The 26158-nt window shown below is 55.8% G+C and carries 21 protein-coding genes, 1 pseudogene and 1 riboswitch; of the genes and pseudogenes, 14 read left to right on the plus strand and 8 right to left on the minus strand.

Annotated elements, in window-relative coordinates:
* Position 1 precedes the first annotated feature (1 nt).
* Genes VVR27_RS05775 through VVR27_RS05790 form a run of 4 tightly spaced genes read left to right on the plus strand, consistent with a single transcriptional unit; the run spans position 2 to position 3708 of the window.
* Complete coding sequence (locus tag VVR27_RS05775; protein ID WP_345446521.1) at positions 2-637, plus strand: flavoprotein; 636 nt, start codon at positions 2-4, stop codon at positions 635-637.
* Entirely contained in the window at positions 634-1497 is an 864-nt protein-coding gene (locus tag VVR27_RS05780) for a phosphotransferase (RefSeq protein ID WP_368547514.1), read from the plus strand. Before VVR27_RS05775 ends, VVR27_RS05780 begins: the two co-directional genes overlap by 4 nt.
* 23 nt (positions 1498-1520) lie before the next feature.
* Positions 1521-2780 carry a M16 family metallopeptidase gene (locus VVR27_RS05785; protein WP_368547515.1) on the plus strand — a complete coding sequence of 420 codons (1260 nt, stop codon included), beginning with the start codon at positions 1521-1523 and terminating at the stop codon, positions 2778-2780.
* 13 nt (positions 2781-2793) lie between these two features.
* Positions 2794-3708 carry a hypothetical protein gene (locus VVR27_RS05790; RefSeq protein ID WP_368547516.1) on the plus strand — a complete coding sequence of 305 codons (915 nt, stop codon included), beginning with the start codon at positions 2794-2796 and terminating at the stop codon, positions 3706-3708.
* An 18-nt stretch (positions 3709-3726) separates the two neighbouring features.
* Here VVR27_RS05790 and VVR27_RS05795 read toward each other — a convergent pair whose 3' ends face one another.
* Positions 3727-4389 carry a response regulator gene (locus VVR27_RS05795; RefSeq protein ID WP_368547517.1) on the minus strand — a complete coding sequence of 221 codons (663 nt, stop codon included), beginning with the start codon at positions 4387-4389 and terminating at the stop codon, positions 3727-3729.
* A 40-nt stretch (positions 4390-4429) separates the two neighbouring features.
* A complete protein-coding gene (locus tag VVR27_RS05800; RefSeq protein ID WP_368547518.1) occupies positions 4430-5668 on the minus strand; it encodes a sensor histidine kinase in 1239 nt (412 codons plus the stop codon).
* Positions 5669-6195: 527 nt separating this feature from the next.
* Between VVR27_RS05800 and VVR27_RS05805 the strand changes: the two genes are divergently transcribed.
* Entirely contained in the window at positions 6196-7380 is a 1185-nt protein-coding gene (locus VVR27_RS05805; protein WP_368547520.1) for a tyramine oxidase subunit B, read from the plus strand.
* Positions 7381-7464: 84 nt separating this feature from the next.
* Here the strand turns inward: VVR27_RS05805 and VVR27_RS05810 are convergent, their stop codons facing one another.
* Positions 7465-9444 (minus strand): M13 family metallopeptidase, encoded by a 1980-nt coding sequence (locus tag VVR27_RS05810; protein ID WP_368547521.1) that lies wholly within the window; start codon positions 9442-9444, stop codon positions 7465-7467.
* Between the two features lie 240 nt (positions 9445-9684).
* On the opposite strand from VVR27_RS05810, the gene VVR27_RS05815 reads away from it, so the two are divergent.
* A complete protein-coding gene (locus tag VVR27_RS05815; protein ID WP_368547522.1) occupies positions 9685-11205 on the plus strand; it encodes an MDR family MFS transporter in 1521 nt (506 codons plus the stop codon).
* A 93-nt stretch (positions 11206-11298) separates the two neighbouring features.
* Here VVR27_RS05815 and metE read toward each other — a convergent pair whose 3' ends face one another.
* The 3 genes from metE to VVR27_RS05830 form a co-directional block, all read right to left on the minus strand.
* Positions 11299-13629, minus strand: coding sequence for a 5-methyltetrahydropteroyltriglutamate--homocysteine S-methyltransferase (metE, locus tag VVR27_RS05820; RefSeq protein WP_368547523.1), 2331 nt, complete (start codon positions 13627-13629; stop codon positions 11299-11301).
* A gap of 37 nt (positions 13630-13666) precedes the next feature.
* Positions 13667-14578, minus strand: coding sequence for a methylenetetrahydrofolate reductase (locus VVR27_RS05825; protein WP_368547524.1), 912 nt, complete (start codon positions 14576-14578; stop codon positions 13667-13669).
* 104 nt (positions 14579-14682) lie between these two features.
* Positions 14683-14773, minus strand: a riboswitch (SAM riboswitch).
* Positions 14774-14781: 8 nt separating this feature from the next.
* On the minus strand, positions 14782-15117 hold the full coding sequence (locus VVR27_RS05830) for a hypothetical protein (RefSeq protein ID WP_368547525.1): 336 nt from the start codon (positions 15115-15117) through the stop codon (positions 14782-14784).
* Between the two features lie 88 nt (positions 15118-15205).
* On the opposite strand from VVR27_RS05830, the pseudogene VVR27_RS05835 reads away from it, so the two are divergent.
* From VVR27_RS05835 to VVR27_RS05845, 3 genes and pseudogenes are all read left to right on the plus strand, one after another.
* Positions 15206-15433 (plus strand): annotated as a pseudogene (locus VVR27_RS05835) (trypsin-like peptidase domain-containing protein); the annotation flags it as partial.
* A 39-nt stretch (positions 15434-15472) separates the two neighbouring features.
* A complete protein-coding gene (locus tag VVR27_RS05840; RefSeq protein WP_368547526.1) occupies positions 15473-15760 on the plus strand; it encodes a trypsin-like serine protease in 288 nt (95 codons plus the stop codon).
* Between the two features lie 120 nt (positions 15761-15880).
* Positions 15881-16867 (plus strand): aldo/keto reductase, encoded by a 987-nt coding sequence (locus VVR27_RS05845; protein WP_368547528.1) that lies wholly within the window; start codon positions 15881-15883, stop codon positions 16865-16867.
* Positions 16868-16960: 93 nt separating this feature from the next.
* On the opposite strand, the gene VVR27_RS05850 is transcribed toward VVR27_RS05845, so the two are convergent.
* Both VVR27_RS05850 and VVR27_RS05855 read right to left on the minus strand, forming a co-directional pair.
* Positions 16961-17914, minus strand: coding sequence for a DUF308 domain-containing protein (locus tag VVR27_RS05850; protein WP_368547529.1), 954 nt, complete (start codon positions 17912-17914; stop codon positions 16961-16963).
* A gap of 263 nt (positions 17915-18177) precedes the next feature.
* Positions 18178-19185: a sugar phosphate isomerase/epimerase family protein gene (locus VVR27_RS05855; protein ID WP_368547530.1), complete on the minus strand. Its 1008-nt coding sequence runs from the start codon at positions 19183-19185 to the stop codon at positions 18178-18180.
* A gap of 277 nt (positions 19186-19462) precedes the next feature.
* Between VVR27_RS05855 and iolC the strand changes: the two genes are divergently transcribed.
* From iolC to VVR27_RS05880, 5 genes are all read left to right on the plus strand, one after another.
* Positions 19463-20428 (plus strand): 5-dehydro-2-deoxygluconokinase, encoded by a 966-nt coding sequence (gene iolC / locus VVR27_RS05860; RefSeq protein WP_368547531.1) that lies wholly within the window; start codon positions 19463-19465, stop codon positions 20426-20428.
* Positions 20429-20455: 27 nt separating this feature from the next.
* Positions 20456-21382, plus strand: a complete 927-nt coding sequence (locus tag VVR27_RS05865) for a deoxyribose-phosphate aldolase (RefSeq protein WP_368547532.1) — start codon at positions 20456-20458, stop codon at positions 21380-21382.
* A gap of 38 nt (positions 21383-21420) precedes the next feature.
* Positions 21421-23334 carry a 3D-(3,5/4)-trihydroxycyclohexane-1,2-dione acylhydrolase (decyclizing) gene (iolD, locus tag VVR27_RS05870; protein ID WP_368547711.1) on the plus strand — a complete coding sequence of 638 codons (1914 nt, stop codon included), beginning with the start codon at positions 21421-21423 and terminating at the stop codon, positions 23332-23334.
* A 100-nt stretch (positions 23335-23434) separates the two neighbouring features.
* Complete coding sequence (locus VVR27_RS05875; protein WP_368547533.1) at positions 23435-24940, plus strand: CoA-acylating methylmalonate-semialdehyde dehydrogenase; 1506 nt, start codon at positions 23435-23437, stop codon at positions 24938-24940.
* A gap of 240 nt (positions 24941-25180) precedes the next feature.
* Complete coding sequence (locus tag VVR27_RS05880) at positions 25181-26095, plus strand: sugar phosphate isomerase/epimerase family protein (protein ID WP_368547534.1); 915 nt, start codon at positions 25181-25183, stop codon at positions 26093-26095.
* Positions 26096-26158: the final 63 nt, after the last annotated feature.

Raw genomic sequence — 26158 nt, forward strand, 5'->3', positions numbered from 1 at the left:
TATGACAACAACACGAACCACTACGGACACGCAGCAAGAAGATTTCTCTCTACCTAGCTTTGGATACTCGAAAGTAGCGTTAGTACTCACAGGGTCAGCAGTAACCCAGGTGATGCCTTATTGGATTGAATGGGCACGAAAGACTATGCCACAGGTAGAGTTCCGCATCATCATGCGCGAATCTGCATACCGTTTCGTGACGAGGCACGGTATCGAATCAAGTTCACGTTCTCGTATTCAAAATGATACCTGGACGGACGAAATCATTGCTGAACATATCGATTTAGCAGAGTGGGCAGACCTCATCCTAATTTACCCGGCAACCTTGGACTACGCATCCCGTCTAGCTCATGGAATCACCGACTCCCCCTCTCTTTTGGCCGCAGTCGCCACAGAGGCACAGGTCTGTATAGCTCCCTCCTTCCCCCCTCGGTCAATAAAACATCCTGCAATTCAAGAGGTGCTGAGGAAACTTCGTCAGCCTTCCAATTACCTAGTCATCGATCCAGTCCCGGGCCCTAGCGAGTCAAGTGATACGGCGTTGGCCTGGGTTCCCCCAAACTTTGTTTCCGTGCTCCGAACGATCGAGGAGCATCGAGCAGCTCGCCTAGACTCAGCCTATGAGAGGGCAGCATGACCCTCACCGAGACGGCCCCCCGTCAATCCGGACGAACTACGGTGTCAGCTACCGGTCTTTTGATAACAGAAAAGTGGTCTGCCGGTGGGCAGGAAGGACTGGTTCACACTTTAGGCGAGTCAGCGCCCCTGCCCTTCAGTTCCGCAGTTCTCGAACCCCAAGAGAAGCAAGCGTCAGCTCTGGTCTGGGGCCGGGGAAACATCCAGGAACGTTTCTACCTACTGGCTAAGCACACCCCGCTCTATAACTATCTAATCGAAACAGAAGTGCAAGATAGCTTGGACTACCGAACGATAGGAAGGGCTTGGGGCTCCGCGTTGCGGGAAATGCACCAGCTACCGGTCCTGGGGGAGGCGCCGCCCACTTCCTGTATGCCTCGGACTGCGGTGCGCTCGTACCACTGGTTGAATGAAGAAGGCTGGGAACATCTCACAAAAGTTCTAGCTACCGAACATTTTGAAAAGCTGAGGCAGTGGATCGAAGCTGTCACAAGGGGTGAAAACCTAGCAGTCTCCCACGGAAATGCCGGCTTTATTAACTGGCTTATTTCTGCTGACCAGGTCACCGGAGTGCTACTAGCCAGTGAAGATGTTGGTTACGCCTTGCCAGAATATGACATTGGGTGGGTTCTAGGGGAGTTCGCTGAACTGTATGCTTTCTACCCCAACCTACGACTGAAACTAACCGATCTTCAGCAAGGGTTTCTTACTGGGTATGGGGACTTTACGGAAAATAATTTAAATTCGGCTATCGCCTTCCGTCTCATTCATCATGCTTATGACTGGCATCATTATGCGGGGGCAAATCTTCAAGCCGCCCAGCTTCTCATCGGCTTGGCCACTAACTACCTTGATCGATAGGTACGAAAGGAAGGTAACTTCTTATGAGTTTTAGCCGTACATCCCTGGGTAGCCACGGGTGTGAAGAGCTGATGATCGAAGGATTACGCGTTATCGCTATCCACGATCAAAAAGCAGCTAACTTTTCCATCAGTTTGGCAGTACCTGCTGGTATGCGGGATGAGGAACCTGGTCAAGAAGGGTTCTTCCACCTCATTGAACATATGATTTATCAGGATTCTCATGGTTCAACCGCCGTTCAGAGGGCGGCCGCTATTTCAGGTGAGGGAGGTATCCTCGGCGGTAATACGCATATGGACTACACTGAGTTCTACGAGACAGGCAGCCCGTTTTACCTGGAAACCTCGCTACAACGACTCCTGGAACAGGTATTTTTTCCTGCATTCAAGCTCCATCAGCTTGACGACCAGATTCAAGCGGTAGCCACCGAACGTTCTAACAGGTTAGCTAAAGCACCCGGCGGAGTCCTCCCATGGCCGCACCTTACCGGACAGTTCTGGTTTGATTATGCCAACGGGCATGATGGTAGCGGCGACCTGGATCTCCGAGACCGAGCCAGCACTGCCGCCCTCATCGACATCCATCGGCGTTATTACCAGCTGCATGAATCTGCTCTAGTCATTCTTAGTCCCCTGCCTGCTGAACAAGTATTCAGCTATGTTGAAGGCGCTCTAGCTAAACTAGGGTTGGCTTGCCCAGAAAACAGTGGTTCTTTGGTAAAAATAAGTCAGAGGAAAGGCGCTGGGCAGTCTATTCAACAGAGTGTCACCAACTATTTGGAGCAGCCTGTAGAGTGGGGTTCACGAAGGATTTCAGTGACCCGCACTGTCGATACAGATACAATCAGCTCCCTCTTACTAGGTACCTTGCTGGTGGCAGAAACCCTGTCGGGTGTGCGAGCCTTGGATGCCAGCGCAGGTATCTTTGGGGTTGCTGATACCCCTTACGATGACCTGTTTGTTCTGGTTGATGATACCAACGTCCCGCTTGACCCTGCCGATCGGTTTAGTTCAGTCAAAACAGCCCCGGATAGCGCTATGAAACGTGCTGCCCAGCGGGCAATACTTCGACTGGAAAGCAACACTTCTAACGATCAGAAGGTCTCGCGCGTGATGGCTCGTGATGCTGTTATTCGACGCGATCCCCACTACATCCCTGCCTTGACAGACCGCCTCCGTGGCGTAGAAGAACAGTTGGACGCTGTACGAGAGCTAGCCAACGAGGCTGCCGTTACCCTTGAAAACCAGGTCCTCGCGTCCTTAGTAATTGGCACTAACCTCTAAGAGGAATACCACTATGTTTACCCCAAAGAATTACACTCTCGTTGCTACTAGTGATCACAGGTCAGAGCATACTTTTATAACTATCGGCTGGCCTGCTACCGCTAGCAAAAACTATGCAGAAGCCGTGACAGCAGCGACAGAGCAGACCAACCAAAGTGTTGGTAACCAGCCGCTACTGACTAAGCAGGACAATGATCAGCAGGCGGGGTCAGCGTCCTTTGTGCTCAGCCCAGCAAATGCACAGGCTTGGGTGCAGTACTTTATGCAAACTCTCGATGAAAAGGCTGAGACTGCCAGTGCTCAAGCTACAGTGGCTATTGTTGCTCCTGAAACTGTGGTTCAGAGCTTTCCCGAGCCTGCTGAACCCTCTGCATTTCAGGTAGCGGAAGTGACCGCTAACCTCCAGCGCTACCAGCAGGGCTCAACAGAGCACATCATTATCACAGGCCCGGAGCCAGCAACCAAGGCGGGGAGCCTTGAAACCTTTGTGGCCATGTGTTTGCTTATGAACCCAGCGAATCCTCTCGTAGCATCATGGCTACCTGCCGGGATTAACCTTCAGCCGATGCGCGCATTGATTGAAGGCAAACCACACATCATCTGGAGCTTCAGCGGAGACAACGATGAAAGCAAAGAGACATTAGAAATTCTAGGGAGCGTGGCGCAAGCTATCGTCAATATTCCTGAAACTTATAGCGAGACGGAATTTGAGCAGGTCAAAAAATTTGCGTTCAGCAATCTTAGCCGCTCGCATCTGGCACCCGACGATTTAGCGAGATTCTTAGCGCAGTACAGCGTGATGGGTTGGGGTGTTGACGCTTTGCTAGATATGCACCGCATCGACAGCCTTAGCTTGGAAGATCTTGCCCCAGCCTTTGCTGGACTCGTCTACCCTATCGGGGCTGTGCTAGGAATCGATCTCGGCTAAAAATAGCAAAGCTATGGGTTACCAGGTTTTTAGGTTGATTAGGTTGTATTCAATAGCTTTAACTAGAATCTGAACCCTATCGCGCACCTGCATTTTTTCCATAATTTTCACAAAACGCGCTTTAATGGTGGATTCAGTAACGAAAAGTTCTGCGGCCATCTCTTTATTATTTAGACCGCGCGCGAGAAGCTCAATGACCTCTATTTCTTTCGCGGTAAGAACTGACATGAGTTCTTCGTCGGGAGAAATTTCGGCAGGAACTGACTGCTCAAGCCCTTGCACCACATAGCGGGTAACCTCGGGGGACAGTATTGATCCTCCGTCATGAACGGTGTGGATTGCGCTGGTGACCTCTTCGGGGCGGGAGTCCTTTACCAAGTACCCCGAGGCACCTGCCCGCAAGAGTTCAACAACATAGCGATCAGTTGCAAAGGTGCTCAGCCCCAATATTCGTATGTTGGGGAAAGAATGATGAATATACTGGGTTGCCTCGACACCGTCCATCAGAGGCATCTGCATATCCATCAAAATTACATCTGGCTGTAGGGCCCTTGCCTGTGAAATTGCCAGCTTGCCATTTGAAGCTTCCCCCACCACTTCCAGGCTTTCATCGGAGGAAAGATAATCCTTCAAAATATTACGAATAAGGGATTCATCATCTACGAGGAGGACTTTAACCATCAATGGTTCCTTCACTGTCTGTACAAGCTAGAGCGGCAGCTTAAAAAGCTTTGGTCACTGTTTTAGGCAGGGGAAGGCTCACCTGAATCTTCCACACACCGTGGTCATTTTGATAAGACGATGTTCCACCCAAATCATGAAACCTAGCCTTCAATGATTCTAACCCGGTCAAAGATGAAGAAACGGGTTCGTTATGAGAGATGACGTTCTCTGAGGATAGCGTGACGTTACGCTGACCCACTGTGAGGTCAATTTTTACAGATCCCTCAGGGGAACCATGCTTGAGAACATTGGTCCCTATCTCACGAGCTGTACGTCTTAGCGCCTGTCGAGATACCAAAGGAATAAGGCTTACATCCCCATCAGCGGTCAGCGTAACAGTAAAGCCTGCATTTTCTAGGGCATCAGATATTTTATGTAAATCGTAAGTCAGGGCTAGAGCCGATGTGGTTTCCCCTGAAAGAGAGGCGTCGCCCAGCAGCAAATTCTCTTCCGCCTGGGGAGCGCTGGGTAGCTCGGCGTTCAGTGAGTCATTTTTCTCGGATTTAAGGACAGTCACTAGTTTGCGGAGGTCCTCGAGCGCCTGGCTCGCAGAGTTCCCGATCCCAGTCAGGATAGCGGCGGTGCTCTCTGGGTCCTTAACAAACTGCGCACGCCGAGCCTGCATAGCAATAACAGTGACCTCGTGAGCGACAATATCATGCAGTTCATAGGCAAGGCGGGTGCGTTCCTCATTCCGTGCCTGGAGCTGGGCTTCCTGGACGGAGATAATCTTCTGCTGGTCTCTTTCCCGTTGAAGCCGGAACCTTCTGAGTACTAGCCCTGTGATGTATGAAAAAACTGCTAATGAGGTTGTTATGAACTGAGTATCCAATGTATTTGAACCCCAACCCGGATACACAACAAAAACACACAGGACAATACCGAATGCCACGACCTGACGTTTTGTAGCCAGGTAAGCGCAATACACAGGTACCAGAATTGACGCCGATGAGAACCCAGCCCAGACGAAACTGGAATCGTTATAAAGTACCGTGATGTTGGCAAGAGAAAAATACCAGCCATAAATGCCGGGCATGAGCCCGAATCCCATCAAAAAAACGGGCAGATAAGCAATTGCAACAGCCCATACACGATTCTGCGTATCTGTATTTTCATAGACTCCCGAAGATAAATCGACCGCAATAAAAATAAATACCAGGCAGATAAGCAGCGCCCTCAGGTAAGGGCCAAGGGGAAACCACTTCTTACTGGAAACACTAGTGAGGCTCGTCGTCATGGGTTTATGCTATCAACCCTCGTGCAGTGCTACCTCGAAATGTATGAGGGTTAGTTACATATTCCTGACTTGCAAAGCCAATGAAAGAAAGTAGGAGACATGCTAGATGCTGAGGCAGAGGAAGCGTGGGTATCCTCAATATCCTGCGGCAAAGTAGTAGCATGCGCAGGCGAAAAGCCGAGGGTAAGAGCTGAGACGATAGAGGTAACTGCCAGTACCTTACGGATATTCTTCATGGTTTGGAGTCCTTAGTGGTGTGAGTCAAACTGTTGTTCCGTTATCTATTGTGAAATAACGAGTCCCGCTAGCACCTATACAAAAGTTCAGAGGTGGAATACTTGTTTTTATACTTAAGTTCAATATCTGTAGATTCCGCCTTCTGCACCTAACAAGCAATCTCTGCTCGCATACCTCTACGACCAGAAGGTGAGTGGTCGCTGTGCCTAGAAACTCTCTTATCTCCCGCTTTCAAAGATGGTAGATTAAGTCGTCTAAATCTTTACCACACAATCACGAGGTGCCCCCGCTTGCCCACTAACGATGCTTACCTCAAAGCAGCCGTCGATGCTGAACTGAACCCCGGCTACCCCGCAGCAGAGTTCCGTTATCTCAGCGAAACCGACATGATTGCAGCCGGCGTTGAAGATGTCACCGCCTGTATCGATGCCATGGAAGAAACCCTGGCGTTACACGCCCGCGGCGACTACCGCATGGCAGGTCACCTGGGTGAATCCCACGGTTCCAAGGTGCAGTTCCCTATCAATCCCATGCACGAGGGTATGCCCGCGGACGGCCCCGACCGCCGTTTTGTCACCATGCCCGCCTACCTGGGCGGCTCCTTCCGCATGACCGGCGTGAAGTCTTACGGCTCTAATGTGAGTAACCGCGAGCAGGGTCTACCCCGCTCCATCCTCATGCTGGCCCTGCACCACACCGTCACTGGTGCCCCTCTTGCTTACATGAGCGCCAACCTGCTCTCTGCCTACCGCACCGGTTGCACCTCCGGCGTCGGCGCCCGCCACTACGCCCCTAAAAACGCTAAGGTGCTCGGTCTGCTGGGCCCCGGCGTCATTGCCAAGGCAACCGTAGCTGCCCTGATCGATGCCCGACCCACCGTGGAGCACATTAAGGTGCTGGGGCGCAGCACCAAGGGTATTGATAGCTTCATCGAATGGGTGCAGGATAAGTACCCCACCAAAACTGTGGAAGTGGTTGAGGAACTGGAGCAGGTTGTGCGCGATTCTGACATCGTTACCTTCTGCACCTCCATTCACGTGGGCGACCCCGAAACCTACCCCACCGTGCGCCGCGAATGGGTCAAGCCCGGCGCTTTCTTCGCCATGCCCGCTGCCTGCAACTTGGATGAAGGGATGTTTGAAGACGACGTGCGTCTACTGGTCGATAACGCCGGCATGTACGACGCTTGGGCTGAAGAAACCGAACCCGGAGCCTCCCATAACTATGTCTCAATCATTGGTTGTAAGTTCAACGACCGCGTGCACAACGGCCTGATCCCTGCCGAGCGTCTGCGCGATTTGGGTGAGGCACTCAATCACCCCGAGCCGCAGGATGATGAAGAGAAAATTACCGTCTACTCCGTGGGTGGCATGCCTATTGAGGATGTCGCCTGGGGTACTGTGGTCTACCGCAACGCCGTGCGCAAGGGCGTTGGCACCGTGCTGAACCTCTGGGACGCACCCGCTATGGCATAGCCTGCCCTCGCTTTTAAGGTGAAAGGACGCCGCACAGTTAGTGTGCGGCGTCCTTAGATTTATATCAGCAGAAGCGTCGGTTCGCTACCAGATGCGCACGCGATCCTCGGGTGCCAGGTAAAGCTTGGCGTCCGGCTGAACATCAAAGGCGGTGTAGAACTCATCGATGTTGCGCACGACGCCGTTGACGCGGAACTTCTCGGGGGAGTGGGGGTCCACTGCCAAGAACATCTCGGCAGTTTGGGGGCGAGTCTTCATGCGCCATGCTTGCGCCCAGGAGTAGAAAACCCGCTGGGTAGCGCTCATGCCGTCCATCTCGGGGGCGGTTTCAAGGGTCAGCCCCTGGCGTTCCAGAGCAATCTTATATGCCTTAAGGGCTATAGAAAGACCGCCCAGGTCACCAATGTTTTCACCCAGGGTCAGCTCACCGTTGACCTTAAACTTCTCAGCATCTAGGCCATCCGGGGTGTAAGCGTTGTACTGGTCCACCAGGGTAGCAGTGCGCTGGGTGAACTCCTCGCGGTCAGCATCGGTCCACCAATTATTCAGTGCACCGGTGCCATCATACTTAGAGCCCTGGTCATCAAAACCGTGGCCTATCTCGTGGCCAATCACGCCGCCAATAGCACCGTAATTGACCGCATCGTCAGCCTCGGGATCAAAGTAGGGCGGCTGCAGAATCGCTGCCGGGAAGACAATCTCATTAGCCGGGGGCATGTAGTAGGCATTGACGGTCTGCGGAGTCATCAGCCACTCAGTCTTATCCACCGGCTGACCAATGCGACCCAATTGGAACTCGTGCTCAAAGAAAGCAGAGCGGCGCAGGTTCTCAAAGAGATCATCGGTCAGGCTCAGCTCTGAGTAATCACGCCACTTATCGGGGTAACCTATCTTGGTGACGAACTTGCCCAGCTTCTCTAGAGCGCGCTCGCGGGTCTCATTGGTCATCCAGTCCAGGTCAGTAATCGACCGACGGTAGGCCTCTAGCAGGTCGTCCACCAGGGCCAGCATTTTCTCTTTATGAGCCGGCGGGAAGTGAACGGCAACGTACTCCTTGCCAACCTCCTCACCCAGGGCGTTCTCAACCAGGCCAACGCCGCGCTTCCAGCGGTCACGCAGTTCTTCAGAACCAGAGAGCGTGCGACCGTAGAAATCGAAGTTCTCTTCAACAACCGCTTCGGTCAGGTAAGGAGCGCGGCTGTGCGCCATGTGCCAGATGTACCAGAGCTTCCAGATGAAGAGCGGCTCGCTAGTCCACATCTGTGCAACTGCCTTAAAGTAGGAGGGCTGGCTGACGATTACAGTGCCCCACTGCTCGGTGGAGGAACCCATGGCATCAATCCAGACGCTAAACGGGAAGCCGGGGAACGTGGTGTCCAGGTCAGCGGCAGCTACGGGATTGTAACGCAGGTCAGCGTTACGGTTCTTGACGTTATCCCAGTGGTGGGAGGCCAGCAGGGTCTCGTGCGCCATGACCGCCTGAGCAGCGTCCTGGGGGCTGAGACCAAAGGGTTCGGCCAGACCGGTCAGCTCAAACATGCGGCCCATGTGAGCGGTGTAGGCGTCGCGCAGTTCAGCGTACTTTTCATCGCGGTAGTAAGACTCATCGGGTAGGCCCAGCCCGGTCTGCGCCAGGTAGACCACGTACTTCTCGGGGTCCTTGGCATCGATGCTGGTGTACCAGCCGAAGGCGGAGCCGTGGCCCGCCTTGGCGTCCAACTCACCCATGACCCTGACGAAAGCCTCGGGGGTGGCAACCTCAAGCACCGGCTGCACCTCGGCCAGCAGGGGATCTACCCCGCCCGCCTCAATCTTCTCAGTGTCCATAAAGGAGTTATAAAGGGCGCCAATTCGTGAAGAGGGCTCATCAGCAGCGAACTTCTCAACGATGGTGCGTACATTCTTCTCTGCCTCATCGCGCAGCGTGTACATGCCGCCGTCACGTGAACGATCAGCGGGGATCTCGTGGGAGTCGTACCAGGTGCCGTTAACATGGCGGAAGAAGTCATCGCCGGGGGCAATCTCTGGGTTTAGGAAGCTGGTGTCAATACCGGAATGTGTCATAACCCCCAGTTTAGGGCGGCAGAGCGTAGCCAGGCGGCTTGTTACTCACCGTTTGGCTGTCAGCGTGAGTGGCACACCCTGCTTTTACAGTCAGTGCCACCCCTAAAAACAATTCCCCCAAAGGGGTCAAAAAGAGAGAGTATTTAACCTATTGCGGTCGAAAATTTTCCAGGTGAAAAGCGAGCACTGTGAGCAAGACCCACTTATGCGCTCGCTCTAAAGGCTGTAACCTTTAGCCTTATGTCTTCTACGCATCCACCATCACCCACTCCTGAGACAGGCGCTCAAAAAGCGGTTAATTCCGCCCCGCCTACCGCATCGATGCCGGTAGCGCGCAAGCTGGAAAAAGCTGAGTTCCTGCTACTTGCCATTATGGTCATCGCTGGTTTCGTTCTCATTTTGAACGAAACCCTTCTCGGCGTTGCGCTACCTGAAATCATGCGAGACCTCAACATTACCGCTTCCACCGCCCAGTGGACTTCCACCGGTTTCATGCTGACTATGGCAGTAGTGACCCCGGCGTCGGGCTTCATTATTTCCCGCTTCTCTATTCGTACTGTCTTTATGGGTGCCATGCTGCTCTTTTCGCTGGGTACCCTGGTGGCAGCAACCGCGCCCGGTATCGGCATGCTGTTGACCGGTCGCGTGCTGCAGGCATCGGGTACCGGTGTAATGATGCCGCTACTCATGACCACCATGATGCGCATGGTAGCCCCCAGCAAAATTGGTCAGGCCATGGGCATTATCGGCATGGTAATCTCTGCTGCCCCTGCTATGGGCCCCACCGTTTCTGGTCTGGTTCTGGGTGTGGGAACCTGGCGCTGGCTTTTCTGGCTAGTGCTTCCCATCGGTATTGCCGCCCTGCTGGTGGGTATGAAGCTAGCCCCCGCGGATGCTCCCACCGGTAGTAACCAGAAGCTGGATGCGCTCTCCATGCTGCTTTCTACCCTGGGCTTCGGCGGCCTTGTGCTAGGTCTTTCTTCTATGGGCGGTAGCTCAGCCCACGGTGGTGCCCACCTGCCCGTTAACCCCTGGGTTGTTGTGATCGCAGCAGCTATCATTCTGGCAATTTTTGTCTGGCGTCAGCTCAAATTGCAAGATCGCGGCCCCTTCATGGATATGCGAATCTTCCGTTCCCGCCCCTTCACCCTGACTGTACTTATGACTTCCATCGGCATGGGCGTCATGCTGGGCACCTCCATCCTGATCCCGCTTTACACCGCCAACGTGCTGGGCGTTAGCGCCCTGCAGACCGGCCTCATGCTTTTGCCCGGCGGCGTACTCATGGCGGTGCTCAGCCCCTTGGTAGGACGCATGTCTGACCGCTTCGGTGCACGAGCTCTAGTTCTGCCCGGCGCCGTTCTCTTGGCTGGTTCTATCTGGCTGATGAGCACCTTCTCTCAGACCACCCCGCAGTGGTACATCATTGCCACTTATATGCTCATGACCTTCTCCCTGCCTTTCATCAACACCCCCATGATGGGCCTGGGGCTGGGTTCCTTATCCGGTGAGCTGACCGCCTTTGGTTCCTCCGCTATGACCACCTTCCAGCAGGTCTCTGGCGCCGCATCAACAGCGGTCTTTGTGGCGCTCATGGGTGTAGGAGCAGCAGCGCACGGTGGAACCGGAACTGACGCCTACATGGCCGGTGTGCACCTGGCCTTCCTGGTAGCAGCCTTTATGTCGCTGACTTCTATCGTGGTAGCCCTGCTTCTGCCCGCCGGAAAGCAGGCCGCAGGAAGCGCCCCTATAGTCCACTAAGGCCGCATCTGCGCTTCACGGATGCAAGGACGCCGCCACCCACCCTCCCGCCAGGTGGCAGGTAGGGCGGGGGCGGCGTCCTTTTGCTTACCCCTAGACCGCTACGGTGAGGCTGGCTCGTACAGCCTCGGTAGCGGCAACCAGAGACTCGATAGAAGCCTTGGTTTCCTTGTAGGCACGGGTCTTTAGGCCGCAGTCGGGGTTAACCCAGAGCTGACGGGCGGGGATATGCTCCAGGGCAGTAGCCAGCAGCTTCTCGATCTCATCGACCTGGGGCACACGCGGGGAGTGGATATCCCACACGCCGGGGCCAATGCCGCGGTCGAAACTCTCAGGCACATCGGCCAGCAGCTCCAGACGGGAGCGGGCTGCCTCAATCGAGGTGACATCGGCGTTCAGGGCATCGATTGCCCCAAAAATCTCGTTGAACTCCGAGTAGCACAGGTGGGTGTGGATCTGGGTGGAGTCGGCAACCTGCGAGGTCGCCAGTCGGAAGGCACCCACCGACCAGTCAAGGTAGGCTGCCTGGTCTTCGACACGCAGGGGGAGCAGCTCGCGCAGGGCGGGCTCATCCACCTGAATAATGCGGGTTCCTGCTGCCTCAAGGTCGGCAATCTCATCGGCCAGGGCCAACGCAACCTGCGTAGCGGTCGCCGCCAAAGGCTGGTCATCACGCACAAACGACCAGGCCAGAATCGTCACCGGGCCGGTGAGCATACCCTTGACCGGCTTATCGGTCTGCCGCTGCGCGAAGCTAATCCACGGCACCGTAAAAGCCTCACCGCGAGTACCCGCACCGCTACGCTTCACATCGCCCCACAGAATCGAGGGGCGGGTACAGCGCGAGCCGTAGGACTGCACCCAGCCGTGCTCGGTCGGCGCGAACCCGTCGAAGTTCTCCGCAAAATACTGCACCATGTCGTTACGCTCAGCTTCACCGTGTACCAGCACATCCAGCCCCAGGCGCTCCTGGAAGTCAATCACACAGCGAATCTCCTCCCGCAGGTGGGTATCGAGCTCTTCCCTGGTCAGCGCACCCTTGCGGTAGTCCGCACGCAGGGAGCGAATATGACCGGTCTGCGGGAAAGACCCGATGGTGGTGGTCGGCAGCAGGGGCAGATTCAGGTCCTCCTGGGCCTGCTGACGCACCCGAGCGGACGGACGCTCGTAGTTCTCGGGGGTAATGGAGAGGGTGCGCTCGCGGATGCAGGGGTCGTTGACTCCGCTGGACTGGGCGCGCGCTGCCAGCGCTGCCTTGGCCTGCTCAACCTCGGTGGCGATAGCCTCTGGTCCTTCGGCGAGCCCTCGAGCGAGCAGGGCAACTTCGCTGACTTTCTGGTGGGCAAAGGCCAGCCAGCTGGTGAGCTTCTGGTCGAGCCCGGTTTCCAGGTCAAGGTCGTAGGGCACGTGCTGCAGGGAGGTCGAGGTCGAGACGGACGCCGCTCCCACTGCCTGTAGGGTGTGGAGGGAGGCTGCCAGGTCGTTGCGCCAGATATTGCGGCCGTTCACTACACCTGCCACCAGCAGGGGAGCCGAATTGCCGCCGAAGAGGCGGGCGAGGGCGTCCTGATCGTAACCGGTAGATACCAGGTCAAGATGCAGGGCCTCTACGCCCGAGGTAGCCAGGGGTTCCAATAGACCGGTCAGGTTGCCGTAGGGGCTGGTGACCAGCAGGGAGGGGCGGTCAGAGAGCTGGGTGAACTCCCCGTAGGTCTTCTCAATGAGCTGCGCCAGCTCGGCTTCACTCACAGCCTGGTCAGCACCCAGGGCGGGCTCGTTGAACTGAATCCAGCGCACACCGCGGCCGGCCAGGTGGGCGAGCAGTTCTCGGTAGAGGGGCAACAGGTCTGCTAGACGGTCGAGGGGCGCGAAGTCGGCGGGGGAGCCGTCCTCAGCTTTTGCCAGGAGCAGGTAGGTGAGGGGGCCGGTGATGCTGGGGCGGGCGGACGTCCCCGCCGCCTCCGCGGCTGCCAGCAGGTCATCGAGGGCTTCAGTGTTAAGGGTAAAGCCGGTGGTCGGGCCGATTTCTGGCACCAGGTAGTGGTAGTTGGTGTCGAACCACTTGGTCAGCTCCAGCGGGGGCAGGTGCTCGGTGCCGCGAGCCAGGGCGAAGTAGCCGTCCAGGTCGATCAGGCCGCGGTCGTCGCGTACCGACTCGAAACGGGCGGGCAGGGCGGTGAAGAGGCGGGTGGTATCGAGTACCTGGTCGTAGAAGGAGAAGTCCGCGGGAATAGCGTAGTCGTCGGTCAGGCCGCGTTCGGTAAGGGTGCGGTAGGCGTCCTGCTGAATCTTCTGGGCGGTCTGCTTCAGTTCGTTCTGGTTGGACTTACCCGCCCAGTAGGCTTCAACAGCGCGCTTGAGTTCGCGGCGGGCGCCGATACGGGGGTAGCCGGTGATGGTTGCGGTGGGGAAAACAGTGGTCATGGTGGTGTCTTTCTATAAGGTCTTTGGGCCGATATTTTTAGGCGTAGGTCAGTTCGGCCAGGGGGTTTTCAAAGCGGGTGCTGTAGCGGGGCAGGTTGACCTGCTCGAGAACGTCCAGCACCGCTGCGTGTTCATTGAAGGTGTAGAAGTGGATGCCGGGGGCACCGGCGTCGAGGGATTCTTGGAGCAGGCGGACGCCGAACTCCACCCCGATACGGTGCCGTTGGGCATCCCCGCTCGCGGTTTCAAGGTCGTAGGCCAGCTGCTGGGGCACGGGCAGGCCCGCTAGTGAGCAGAGCGTGGTGAGCCTGCGCAGGCTGGTGACCGGCATGATGCCCGGAATCAGGGGTAGGGTTACCCCCGCGGTTCGGGCCCGCTGCACCAGGGATTCGTAGCGGGTCGCCTCAAAGAAAACCTGGGTGATAGCGAAGTCAGCCCCCGCCCGCTCCTTGGAGAGCAGAATTTCAATATCCTGCAGTTCCGAGCTGGACTCCGGGTGCCGAGAGGGGTAAGCAGCTACCCCCACCGCCACGCGTCCTGCTGCTAGGTGGGCAAAATCCTGGGTCTCAACTTGGCGAATGAGGTCAACCAGGGACCGGGCAAAGGGGATATCGGGGGCCTGCGTGCTGCCCGGTGGCAGGTCGCCGCGCAGGGCTAAAAATCCGCGGACGCCGATCGCCAGAATACAGCGAACAGCAGCTTCCAGCTCCTCGGCGGTGTGCCCCACACAGGTGAGGTGAGCCAGGGGAGTGAGCTGGGTTTCGTGGACCAGATGGTCTAGCAGGGCCAGGGTTTTCTGCTTACGAGCCCGGTCGCCGGAGTAGGTCACCGACACATAGTCGGGGTTGGTGGGCGCCAGCTGGTCGATGGTCGTCAGCAGATTCTCGCAACTGGCAGAACTTCGCGGTGGGAAGAGTTCGTAGGAGAGCGCCGGTGTATAGGTACTCATGGTTTCCTTACAGGTCGTTGGGTGGACCCGAAAGAATGCGGTAGCCGCTCCCATTGGTGGCGGGAGGGCGCCACACAGTGCGGTGGGTGGACCGCTGGTGATGCACTCTATCGGTCCTAGCAGGAGCACCTTTCCCGTCAGGGGTGGTTGCTGCGACGTCATCGAGCTAGGTCTCTCGGTCGCTCTGGATAGGTTTGATGGTTCTACACTAAAAGCGCAGGCAGGGCGCTGGCAAGAAACCGCCGCTCTGTGCAGCTTTTTGACTTTGTGTCGGGTGTGTTGAGACACATGACAGTAATATTTCGGGCTTTATTGCGATGGTATGTAAAGGTCGCACCGGTTTCTTTGAGTGAGAGTGGAGCTTTTTTCTTACTTTTCTTGAAAGGTTTTATAATCATGGTTTCGATTAGAAAGTTCTGCACCGTGCTCGCCGCGACATGTGCAATTTCCTTCAGCTCCGTAGCAGTGGCTACGGCTGAAACGCGTACAGATACGAATTCTGGTGCGACTCCGAATATTATTGGTGGTTCAGTAGCCACGAGCCCTTGGGCTGTCCAGCTTCGGTTCAATGTGACCGGCAGCAATGGAATCAGCGGTTGTACCGGTGAATAACTCAACGCACAATGGGTCCTGACAGCAAAACACTGCATCGATGGTGCCTCCAACATGCAGGTCTATCACTCCAATGACCAGCTCAACCCCGGTACAGCCGTCAGGGCCAGTAGAGTCTATGCGGCTCACAGTGGAGATATTGCCTTGGTTCAACTAGACCGACCAGTTTCTCTTCCAAGCTACCCTAGGTTGGATGTTAGCTACAGTCCACGCACTGGTGATACTGGAACTATCGTTGGTTAAGGGCTGGGGGCCTATGACCAACCTACGACTAGCCTACGTATGGCAACAGTGCAGGTAGAGGGTCCTTCAATTGATACCTATGGTGGTCCCGCAGCTCAACTGCGGGGTGTCTCTGGTGCAGCAAACCGAGGGGACTCGGGTGGACCTTTGGTGATTAATGGCCGAATTGTAGCTGTATGCTCCACCGGTGATCTTTCCCCAGGCGGTAATATCAACGCTCAATCTAACTATGCTTTGCTGAGTCAGGCTGCAAGCTGGATTCAACATACCGCAGGAGTAAACGCTCTGGGAGTTGCTGATACTGGGGAGTTTGCCACCATAAACTAGGCCCTACTTCATACCCTCTAATCTGTTGTTCTTAACTTTCTACGAGGTGGTACTCAGGGACTTTTTCCCTGAGTACCACCGGGTTTTGTAAGATTGAAGGCTTATACCTAGGGTAGAGGTATGAGCATTGAATATCGCCAAGTAGGCCGTAGCGGCCTGACCGTATCGACCGTTGGCCTGGGCTGTAACAACTTGGGTAGAAGCAAAACCGCCACCGAAACTCAGACCGGCACCAACGATGTGCTGGCAGCCGCCGTGGAGCAGGGCATCACTCTCTTTGATGTTGCCGATATTTACGGGGCTCGGCCTGGGGTATCTGAAACCATGTTCGGTCAGGCGCTCAAAGACACCGGCATTGACCGGGACAAAATCGTGATTGTTTCTAAATTTGGCATGGATATGGATGGCGCCAACGGTACTGACCACGGGGTGAGAGGTTCCCGACGTTACATCATGCGCGCTATCGAAGCGTCCTTGGGCCGCTTGGGCACTGACTATATTGACCTCTACTTCCACCACACCCCCGACCCCGTCACGCCCGTGGAAGAAACCCTGGGAGCACTTGCCACTCTGATTGAGCAGGGCAAAGTGCGCTATATTGGCAGCTCCAATCACTCCGGTTGGCAGATAGCCCAAGCGGAATATATCGGCAGGCAATTAGGCACTCGCTACATCGCCGCAGAGAACCATTACAACCTGCTGGACCGCCGCGCTGAACTAGAAGTACTGCCCGCTGCCCGCGAGTTTGGCCTGGGCGTCCTACCCTACTTCCCCCTGGCTAACGGTCTGCTGACCGGTAAATATAACCCCGGTAAGGAGGCTGTTGAAGGGCGACTGACCCGCATCAAGCCCGAATTGCTGGACTCGACAGACTGGGATCAGATGCGTGCCTTCTCGGAGTTTGCCGCCGAGCGCGGACTGACCGAGGTGCAGGTTGCTTTCTCTTGGCTGGCCCAGCAACGCCCGGTGTCATCGGTCATTGCTGGTGCTACCACCATTGACCAGGTGCGCACCAACGCTGCCGCCATAGCTACTCGCTTCAGCGAGGACGATTTGGCTCAACTGGACGCCATCTTCCCCGCGCCGCCCAAAATCGCACCCTTCTAAGCTTTGCCCGCTTGCCGGTATAACCCAAAAAGCCTGCCCCCAAATAATGGGGCAGGCTTTTGGCTGAGCTTCTATAAAGAGGCTAAAAGGAGTTTAGATGTCTTTGGTAGTGAAGAGAATCTCGTCGCGCTCAAAATCTGTACTGATTTCGAGAGTGATGTCATTAACATCTGCCACTGCGAAAGCCATATCGAAGGTTACCTTGTCACCGGGGAGGAGCTTTGTTGAAGGAGTACTACCCAAGTTCTGTGCGCTGTCAAAAATCTGGTTAGCCTCAAGTCCTGCTGAGTTGCCGCTAGCCAGGAACATGACAGGATCGTAGGTCTCCTGTGAACCATTTTCAATGGTCACGGCAAACACTACATAGTTCTTGAGTGCATCATTATCATTACCGGCAGCGGTATCGCCGGGGGTGTAATCGGTGCGGGGCTCTGAGACGGTTACTTTAACGCCATCATTGTATTCAGCGGTTTCCCCAAACTTGAGCACGCCGTCAAGTGAAGCCGCACTCTGCTCATTAGAATCAGCCGCTGAGGTCTCTTCGGCGGCTGCTGATGCGCTGGGGGTTGTTGCAGCAGATACGGAGGTCTGGGCGTCCTGTATCATCTGTTCAAACTCGGGGTCATTTGCAATGGTGTTTGCCGCGAAAACAAGAATTGCAATGATTGAGGCAATGGTGCCCACTACTGAAAGTGCGATAGCGATAATTGAGGTGATCTTTTCCTTCAACTTTTGGAAAAGGCCCACAATACCTGTTACGAAACCGGCAAAGAGTAGAAGCCAGCCGAAGAGGGCTGTCACGGGGAAGAGGCCCAGCACAAAACCAAGGGCAGAAAGTGCCAGGGCAACGATGCCAACAATATTCTTGGGCTTTTTACCGCCGGGTTGCTGGGGGTCACCTGCGGATGTGCCGTAGGTAGGAGCGCCGTAGGGCTGCTGGTAAGCCCCGCCGTTCTGCGAGGTGCCACTTTGGGAACCGTAAGAACCGTAGCTTTGGGCGTTGGGGGGATTATTTTCAGGGGTGGGAGTGTTACCATTCTCAGTCATACAGGATATATTACAGCTCACATTCAATAAGTCTGAACATTACCTGGGAATCGCGGCGCGCATCTGTGCGGCGGTTCACCGGTACGCTCCCATATAAGAAAAGGAGCGTTAGAATATCTCAGGTCTATGGATGGGCGACGGTTGGCTTAGGGGCAGCTCTGGGCGTTCCCGCGCAGCGTAGCGCTGTTGAGGCTCTCCGATGGGTAGAACCCCCCCCTTGCTCTTGTGAGCAGGGAGGGGTTGGATTGCATAATTCGACGGTACTAGGTGACCTTGATGCCAGCGATGTCGGCGGCCTCTAATAAAGTACGTGTAGCGTATTTCAGACCTTCGATGGGGCCCATAGAGGTGTCCTCATGTTCGATGTTGACCCACATGTTCTCATCTACCTCGTAAAGAGCCTTCATGAACTCTGCCCAGTAGGCTGCATCGTGTCCAACGCCCACTGCCACGAAGTCCCAGGCGGAATCCTGGGGCCACTCGTTGACCCATTCGTCGCCCCCAAGATTGACGCGGTTCTCTTCGGGGGAGAGGCGGCGGAAGCGCTCGTCCAGAACACCGTAAATCGCGGCGTTCTCGCGGTTGATGCGCACGTCCTTAGCTGCTGAGTGGAAGGTGAGATCGCCCAGCCAGCGCACTGCCGCGACGGGGTCCATCTGCTGCCAGAAGAGGTGGGAGGCATCTAGCTCAACGCCGATGTGTTTAGCGCCGATGCGCCCTACCAGACGCTTAGTGGTGGGTGGGTTGAAGACCAGGTTCTGTGGGTGGAGTTCGAGAGCTACCTTGACGCCGTTCTCCGCGGCGAGTTCTTCAATCTCGCTCCAGAACTTTACCGCGACGTCCCACTGGTAGTCCATGGAATCCAGGGTGCCAGAGTTCCATGCATTGACGTGCCAGGCGGGGTGCTTGGTTCCTGGCTCACTGCCGGGCAGGCCGCTCATGGTGACCACGCGGGTCTGGCCCAGAAGGGGTGCTAAGCGGATGGACTTGCGGAGGTCTTCTGCGTGCTTCTCTCCGATTTCGGGGTTGGGGTGCAGGGGGTTGCCGTTGCAGTTGAGGCCTGCAATTTCCACACCGGATGCTTCGAACTTGGCAAGGTAGTCCTTTGCGAGTTCGGAGTTTTCGAGTATTTCGTCTACGGGTACGTGTGCCGGGGGTAGGAAGCCTCCGGTGTTGAGTTCGTAACCTGAAAGACCGAGGGTAGAGACGATACCCAGGGCTTCTTCTAGGGGACGGTCGTGCAAGATTGCGCTGTAGACACCAAGTTTCATAGGTTTCTCCTTTGAAAAGCGGCGTTCGAACCAAGTAATTGGAACGGTTCAAAATGAACGCCGGGCGCACCCTGAGGTGCGTGATAGTTGGCTGTTGGGTGCCCGGAGGTCTTATCTGAGCCTTCTTATTATTTGACTCACCAATATTCTGTAAAGATAAAGGAATTTTGTCAATATGTCAGTACAAAGATTGACAGGACAAAGTAACATAGTGCACGCTAGTAGTAGACCTCCTCGGCAACAAGCCGAACCACGCAAAGCTAGTAAAGGACACCGAATGTACGAGCTGCTGACCATGGGCCGCATCAGTGTAGATGTTTATCCCGATGATATCGGCGTCGGTCTTGAAGACGTCACCACCTTTCGCAAGTACCTGGGTGGCTCCCCCTCAAACGTGGCTGTAGCTGCTGCAAAATATGGGCACAAGACCTCGGTGATTACCAGTGTGGGTAACGATCCCTTTGGTGTTTTTTTGCGCCGTGAACTGCACCGCTACGGCTCGGATGACGCCAACGTGCTGGTGGATGACAGTCTACAAACCTGCGTTACCTTCTGTGCCATCAAGCCCCCAGAAGACTTCCCCCTCTACTTCTACGGACGTTTCCCCACCGCTCCTGATCTGCAGATTACCAAGGAACAGGTCGATACCGAAGCCGTAAAGAAGGCTCGGATCTTCTGGACCACCCTCACCGGTCTGTGTCAGGACCCCGCTCGTGAAGCTCAGCTTCACGCCCATGCATCACGCCCCCGCGAAGAGCTTGCAGAAGGTCAGCACACCATCCTGGATTTGGACTACCGCCCCATGTTCTGGGAAAACCCGCAGGATGCTACTGCAGCGGCTAAGGAATCACTCAAGTACGCAACTATTGCTATTGGTAACCGTGAAGAGTGTGCCACTGCAGTAGGCGATGGTACCCCCGACGAGCAGGCAGATCGTCTGCTGGAAGCTGGCGTCAAGATTGCCGTGGTAAAAATGGGCGCTAACGGCCTTATGGCAAAGACCGCCACTGAGCGTATTGTTTCTGCTCCCGTACCCGTTGAAACTGCTAACGGTCTGGGTGCAGGTGACTCCTTCGGTGGCGCCTTCACTCACGGCATCATCTCCGGTTGGCCCCTGCAGCAAGTTCTCGACTTCGCTAACGCAGCAGGCGCTATCGTTGCCTCCCAGATTGCCTGCTCAGAAGCTATGCCTAGTGAATCGGAAGTTAAGGCACTGCTCGAAGAACGCGGCCGCGGTTTCTAGCCGCTCCAGGAACAAGAGGAACACGTTATGACCATTAACCTCAACGAAGAACGCGATCCCAGGCGGTATGAGCACCTGAACCGCACCCGGGTAGAAGACCCTCAGGCGGTTTTCCGCGCAGCGTCCAGCCGCAAGCGCCATCCCGGTGCCGTCTACGGCAATCAGAATTTTATTGTTGCAGCTGACCACCCTGCCCGCGGAGCCAATAAGGTGGGAGACAACGCGCTGGCAATGGCTAATCGCCGGGATCTGCTGGATCGCCTACAGGTTGCTTTAGCAAATCCGGCAGTGGATGGCGTGCTTGCTTCCCCCGACATTCTGGATGACTTGCTGCTACTCGGCGCCTTGGAGGGCAAGCTGGTATTTGGTTCGATGAACCGAGGTGGTCTCTCCGGGCTCATTAACGAGATAGATGACCGTTTCACCGGTCATACTGCTCAGGCACTGGAGAAGCTGGGAGCTGATGGCGGCAAGATGCTTACCCGCATCCACTACGGCGACCCCGCAACCGTGGCAACTTTAGAGGCAACTGCAAAGGCAGTTGATTCTTTGGCGGAGCGCGGCATGTACGCCATGGTTGAGCCCTTTATCTCGGAGACCGTGAACGGTGCTATCAAAAACGACCTGAGCCCGGACGCCGTAATCAAATCTGTAGGTATCGCCAGCGCTCTGGGTGCTAGCAGTGCTTATACCTGGATGAAGCTACCGGTTGTAGATGAGATGGAGCGCGTGATGGCGTCCACCACCCTACCTACGGTGCTTTTGGGTGGTGACCCCAGCGGCTCACCAGACGAGGTCTTTGGCACCTGGGAAGCAGCGCTTAAGCTGCCCGGCGTGCAGGGGCTGACCGTGGGTAGAACCCTGCTCTACCCCGAAGACGGCGATGTTGCCGGTGCTGTGGCAACCGCGGCTTCCCTGCTGAACACTTCAGCGTATACCCAACCTACTTTTTAGATCTGAAACCGAGAAAGAAGATCATGGCAACTCAAAAAATGTCAGTGGCTCAGGCGGTCGTAAAGTTTCTGGGCAACCAGTACACCGTCGACGAAGTCGGCGGGGAGACCTACCGTGAGCGCACTATCCCCGGCATGTTTGGCATCTTTGGCCACGGCAATGTTGCTGGTGTGGGCCAGGCTTTGCGCCAGTTCCAGGAGCTCGAACCCGAAGTTATGCCCTACTATCAGGGCCGCAATGAGCAGGCCCAGGTTCACCAGGCTGTGGGCTATGCCCGCCATACCCGCCGCCGTGCGACCTACGCAGTAACCACTTCTATTGGCCCCGGTTCTTCTAATATGGTGACCGGTGCGGCACTGGCAACCACGAATCGCCTACCAGCCCTGCTTTTGCCCTCGGATCAGTTTGCTACCCGTGCGGCTGACCCCGTGTTGCAGCAGCTGGAGCGCCCGGACGCCGGCGACATCACCGTCAACGACATCTTCCGCCCGGTTTCCCGTTACTTTGACCGTGTTTGGCGCCCCGAAATGGTCTTTGCGTCACTGATGAACGGTATGCGCGTGTTGACTGATCCCGTTGAAACCGGTGCGGTCACTATTGCTTTGCCTCAGGATGTCCAGGCTGAACTGATTGACGTTCCCGAAGAATTCTTAGCACCCCGCGAGTGGCGCATTCGCCGCCCCGAGGCTGAGGACGTAGAGATCCGCGCAGCTATTGAAGCTATCCGATCTGCAAAGAAACCTGTCATTATTGCAGGTGGCGGTGTTCACTATGCATTTGCAACCGATGAGCTTAAGAGGTTCGCTGAAGCTACTGGCATTCCCGTTGCCTACACCCAGGCAGGTGTTGGTGTCATGGATTGGGATCACCCACTGTGCCTTGGCGCTGTTGGTTCTACCGGTTCTACTGCCTCGAATACACTGGTTCGCGACGCCGACCTCATCATCGGTATCGGTACCCGCTACGAGGACTTTACCACTGCTTCCCGCACTGCCTTTCAAAACCCGGATGTGCGTTTTGTGAACATCAACGTGGCTTCCTTTGACGCTTATAAGCAGGGCACTTCCCTGACCGTTGTTGCTGATGCTCGTAAGGCACTGGTTAAGCTCAATGACGCCATGAGCGGCTTCAGGGTGAGCGACGAGCAGGCCACCCAGGTTGTTGAAGAGAAGGAGCGCTGGGATGCCATTGCAGATGCTGCTTTTGCCGAGCGCTACCGTCCGTTGATGAGCCAGAACGAGATTATTGGTGCAGTCAACGAGGCTATGGACGACCGCGACGTAGTCATTTGTGCTGCTGGCTCATTGCCTGGCGACCTGCACAAACTCTGGAGGGTCAAGGATCCCTTTGGCTACCACGTTGAATACGCCTACTCCTGCATGGGCTACGAAATCCCCGGCGGCCTGGGTGTTAAGCGAGCATCGCTTGCAACCGACGACGGCCGCGATGTAGTGGTCATGGTGGGCGATGGCTCCTACCTGATGATGCATACCGAGCTGGTTACCGCTGTTGCCGAAGGAATTAAGCTGATTACCGTTCTGATTCAGAACCACGGCTACGCTTCCATCGGTGCTCTATCTGAGTCCCTGGGCTCCCAGCGCTTTGGCACCAAGTACCGCATGCACGACGCTAAAAAGCACAGCTTTGACCACGGCGAGAAGCTGCCCATCGACCTTGCAACCAACGCTGAATCCCTGGGCGTTCGAGTTATCCGTGTAGCTCCGGGTGAGAACGTACGCGAAGACCTCATGGCAGCTGTTGCTGAAGCTAAGGCATCGCCCGAAGGATCAGGCCCCATCGTCATCCACGTCGAGTCCGACCCCATGCTGGATGCACCCTCATCAGAATCATGGTGGGATGTTCCCGTGACCGGCGCTTCAGAGATCGACTCAACCCAGCGAGCCTATGAAACCTACGCTGACTGGAAGACCAAGCAGCGTAACTACTTCTAACCTACCGATCCCGCGCTCCTCGGCGTCCTTATTGCCGGTGGAGTCCGGGTATCGGAAAACCACAAGTTTTACTCCCCAAGAGAATCACAAGGAGAACATCATGACTTACGAAGTCAAGCACCACATCAACGGCGAAGAGGTTGCCAGCGCTGGCACCGAACGCCAGAACATCCTGAACCCCGCTACCGGTGAAACCATCGGCACCCTGCACCTGGGTGGGGACCCCGAGTTGCAGGCAGCAGTAGCAGCTGCAAAGACCGCTTCTGCTAGCTGGAGTGAACTTTCCCTCGCACGCCGCACCGCCATCCTTTTCAAGTTCCGCGAACTGCTGGTTGCTAACACTGACGAACTTGCTGAACTGGTTGTACGCGAGCACGGTAAGGTGCTTTCCGACGCCAAGGGTGAAATCGCCCGCGGCCAGGAAATCGTAGAGTACGCCTGCGGTATCACCAGCCACATCTCCGGTACTTACACTCCCCAGGCAGCAACCGGCATTGATGCCTTCTCCCTGCGCCAGCCCCTGGGCGTGGTTGCAGGTATCACCCCCTTCAACTTCCCTGTAATGATCCAGCTCTGGATGGCTCCCATTGCCATCGCAGCCGGTAACGCTTTCATCTTGAAGCCCTCAGAGCGTGACCCCGGTGCTGCCAACTTCATGGCGAAGCTTTGGGAAGAAGCAGGTCTGCCCGCCGGTGTCTTCAATGTTCTGCACGGTGGCAAGGAAATGGTAGACGGTCTGCTCAACCACAAGGATGTAGACGGCATTTCCTTTGTTGGTTCAACCCCCATCGCTCAGTACGTCCACGCCACTGCGACCGCTAACGGCAAACGCGTTCAGGCATTGGGTGGCGCTAAGAACCACGCATTGATCTTGCCCGATGCCAACATGGACGTGGTTACCGATCACCTGACCGCCGCTGCGTTTGGTGCTGCCGGTCAGCGCTGCATGGCGATCTCAGTAGCAGTTGCTGTTGGCGACGCTGCTGACACCGTAGTAGAGCGTGTAGCTGCTAAGGCTCGCGAGGTAAAGGTAGCTAACGGTATGGAGGCAGGTGCCGACATGGGCCCGCTCATCACCGAAGCTTCCCGCGACCGCGTCAAGCGCATCATCACCGAAGCTGAGACCGATGGTGCAGCTATCGTTGTGGACGGCCGCGACCTGGTGGTTGCTGATCACGAAAACGGGTTCTTTGTTGGCCCCACCCTGATCGATCACGTCAAGCGAGAGATGAGCGCTTACGCCGAGGAAATCTTTGGCCCCGTGCTGGTTGTCGTTCGTGTGGATTCGTTGGAAGAGGGTATCGAGGTGATCAACTCCAACCCCTTTGGCAACGGTACCTGCATCTTTACCGATTCGGGCTATGCAGCCCGTAAGTTCACCCGCGATATCAAGGTCGGTATGGTCGGTGTGAACGTACCCCTTCCTGTGCCGCTGGCTAACCACTCCTTTGGTGGTTGGAACGACTCGCTCTTCGGCGAGCACCATATCTACGGCGAAGATGGCCTGCGGTTCTACACCCGTAACAAGGCTGTTACTCAGCGCTTTCCGGAGCGTAAGGATGCCTCAGGTGCTTCCTTCAATTTTGAGTCTCGTCATAAGGGCTAGAAGCGCCGATCATCCTCTTTGCTGAGGAAAATAGCTAGACTGCCACCTGCGTTTCTTTTTGCGCACGGTGGCAGTCTTGTCTTCACGGATTCTGGTATTTTTCTTCCATACTTTGCTCAACAGACAGTGACCGCAGGCACTAGTGTTTGATAGTATGTCAGTACATATTGTGGTTGGGAGTGAATCAGCCACTCGCCGAATACCGGCAAGATTTTCAACGATGAAAGCGTGGAAAAGAGCATGACCGAGAACAAGCTCATCATTGGCACCGCCCCCGACTCTTGGGGCGTTTGGTTCCCTGAAGACGACGCACAGACCCCCTGGCAGCGCTTCCTGGACGAGGTCGCTGAGGCTGGCTACAAGTGGATTGAACTTGGCCCTTACGGCTACCTACCCGCAGACCCCGAGACTCTCGCTAAAGAACTCAAAGAACGTGACCTTCAGGTATCAGCAGGTACCGTATTTACCGCATTCCACCGCGGCGTAGACCAGTGGGACATCGCCTGGGAACCTGCCCGCAAGGTCGCAGAACTTACTGCCGCTATGGGCGCTCAGCATATCGTCGTTATTCCTGCTTTGTGGCGTGATGATAAGACCGGCGAAGCTCTTGAGTCTCGTGTGCTGACTGATAAGCAGTGGGATGATCTGGCAGCTGGCCATAACCGCCTGGGTGAGACCTTGCAACGCGACTTCGGCCTGTTCCAGCAGTTCCATTCTCACGCTGATTCTCATGTTGAAACTATGGCTGATATTGAAAAGTTCCTAGCGGTTACTGACCCCAAACTTGTCACCCTGTGCCTGGATACCGGCCACGCAGAATACGGTGGCGCTTCATCAGTAGAACTCATCGAAAAGTACCCCGATCGCATTGGCTACTTGCATCTCAAGCAGGTTGATCCTGAGCTTTTGGCTAAGGTTCGCGCTGAAGATATGACCTTCAAGGACGCTACCGCTGCGGGTGTTATGTGCGAGCCTCCCCACGGTCTGCCTGACCTTTCCAAGGTCATTGAAGCTGCAGAGAAGCTAGGTCGCCCCCTCTATGGCATCGTGGAGCAGGATATGTACCCCGTCAATAGTTTCGACACTCCGTTGCCCGTCGCTAAGCGCACTAAGCAGTACCTGCTCGGTTGCGGCTCCCGCACCGTGATTTCCTAACACTCTAACCTTTTACGCGGATGCCGTCACCGCGGCGTCCGCGCTCTACCTACTCTCTAGAGG

Origin of the sequence: Rothia sp. LK2492 (assembly GCF_040946345.1) — a bacterium.
Taxonomy (GTDB): Bacteria; Actinomycetota; Actinomycetes; order Actinomycetales; family Micrococcaceae; genus Rothia; species Rothia endophytica.

Coding starts and splice junctions, on each gene's coding strand:
- VVR27_RS05880 (WP_368547534.1), top strand. CDS start 25,181: ATGACCGAGAACAAGCTCATCATTGGCACCGCCCCCGACTCTTGGGGC.
- VVR27_RS05850 (WP_368547529.1), bottom strand. CDS start 17,914: ATGACTGAGAATGGTAACACTCCCACCCCTGAAAATAATCCCCCCAAC.
- metE (WP_368547523.1), bottom strand. CDS start 13,629: ATGACCACTGTTTTCCCCACCGCAACCATCACCGGCTACCCCCGTATC.
- VVR27_RS05780 (WP_368547514.1), top strand. CDS start 634: ATGACCCTCACCGAGACGGCCCCCCGTCAATCCGGACGAACTACGGTG.
- VVR27_RS05785 (WP_368547515.1), top strand. CDS start 1,521: ATGAGTTTTAGCCGTACATCCCTGGGTAGCCACGGGTGTGAAGAGCTG.
- VVR27_RS05790 (WP_368547516.1), top strand. CDS start 2,794: ATGTTTACCCCAAAGAATTACACTCTCGTTGCTACTAGTGATCACAGG.
- VVR27_RS05840 (WP_368547526.1), top strand. CDS start 15,473: ATGGCAACAGTGCAGGTAGAGGGTCCTTCAATTGATACCTATGGTGGT.
- VVR27_RS05815 (WP_368547522.1), top strand. CDS start 9,685: ATGTCTTCTACGCATCCACCATCACCCACTCCTGAGACAGGCGCTCAA.
- VVR27_RS05875 (WP_368547533.1), top strand. CDS start 23,435: ATGACTTACGAAGTCAAGCACCACATCAACGGCGAAGAGGTTGCCAGC.
- VVR27_RS05775 (WP_345446521.1), top strand. CDS start 2: ATGACAACAACACGAACCACTACGGACACGCAGCAAGAAGATTTCTCT.
- VVR27_RS05810 (WP_368547521.1), bottom strand. CDS start 9,444: ATGACACATTCCGGTATTGACACCAGCTTCCTAAACCCAGAGATTGCC.
- VVR27_RS05825 (WP_368547524.1), bottom strand. CDS start 14,578: ATGAGTACCTATACACCGGCGCTCTCCTACGAACTCTTCCCACCGCGA.
- iolC (WP_368547531.1), top strand. CDS start 19,463: ATGTACGAGCTGCTGACCATGGGCCGCATCAGTGTAGATGTTTATCCC.
- VVR27_RS05795 (WP_368547517.1), bottom strand. CDS start 4,389: ATGGTTAAAGTCCTCCTCGTAGATGATGAATCCCTTATTCGTAATATT.
- iolD (WP_368547711.1), top strand. CDS start 21,421: ATGTCAGTGGCTCAGGCGGTCGTAAAGTTTCTGGGCAACCAGTACACC.
- VVR27_RS05865 (WP_368547532.1), top strand. CDS start 20,456: ATGACCATTAACCTCAACGAAGAACGCGATCCCAGGCGGTATGAGCAC.
- VVR27_RS05855 (WP_368547530.1), bottom strand. CDS start 19,185: ATGAAACTTGGTGTCTACAGCGCAATCTTGCACGACCGTCCCCTAGAA.
- VVR27_RS05845 (WP_368547528.1), top strand. CDS start 15,881: ATGAGCATTGAATATCGCCAAGTAGGCCGTAGCGGCCTGACCGTATCG.
- VVR27_RS05800 (WP_368547518.1), bottom strand. CDS start 5,668: ATGACGACGAGCCTCACTAGTGTTTCCAGTAAGAAGTGGTTTCCCCTT.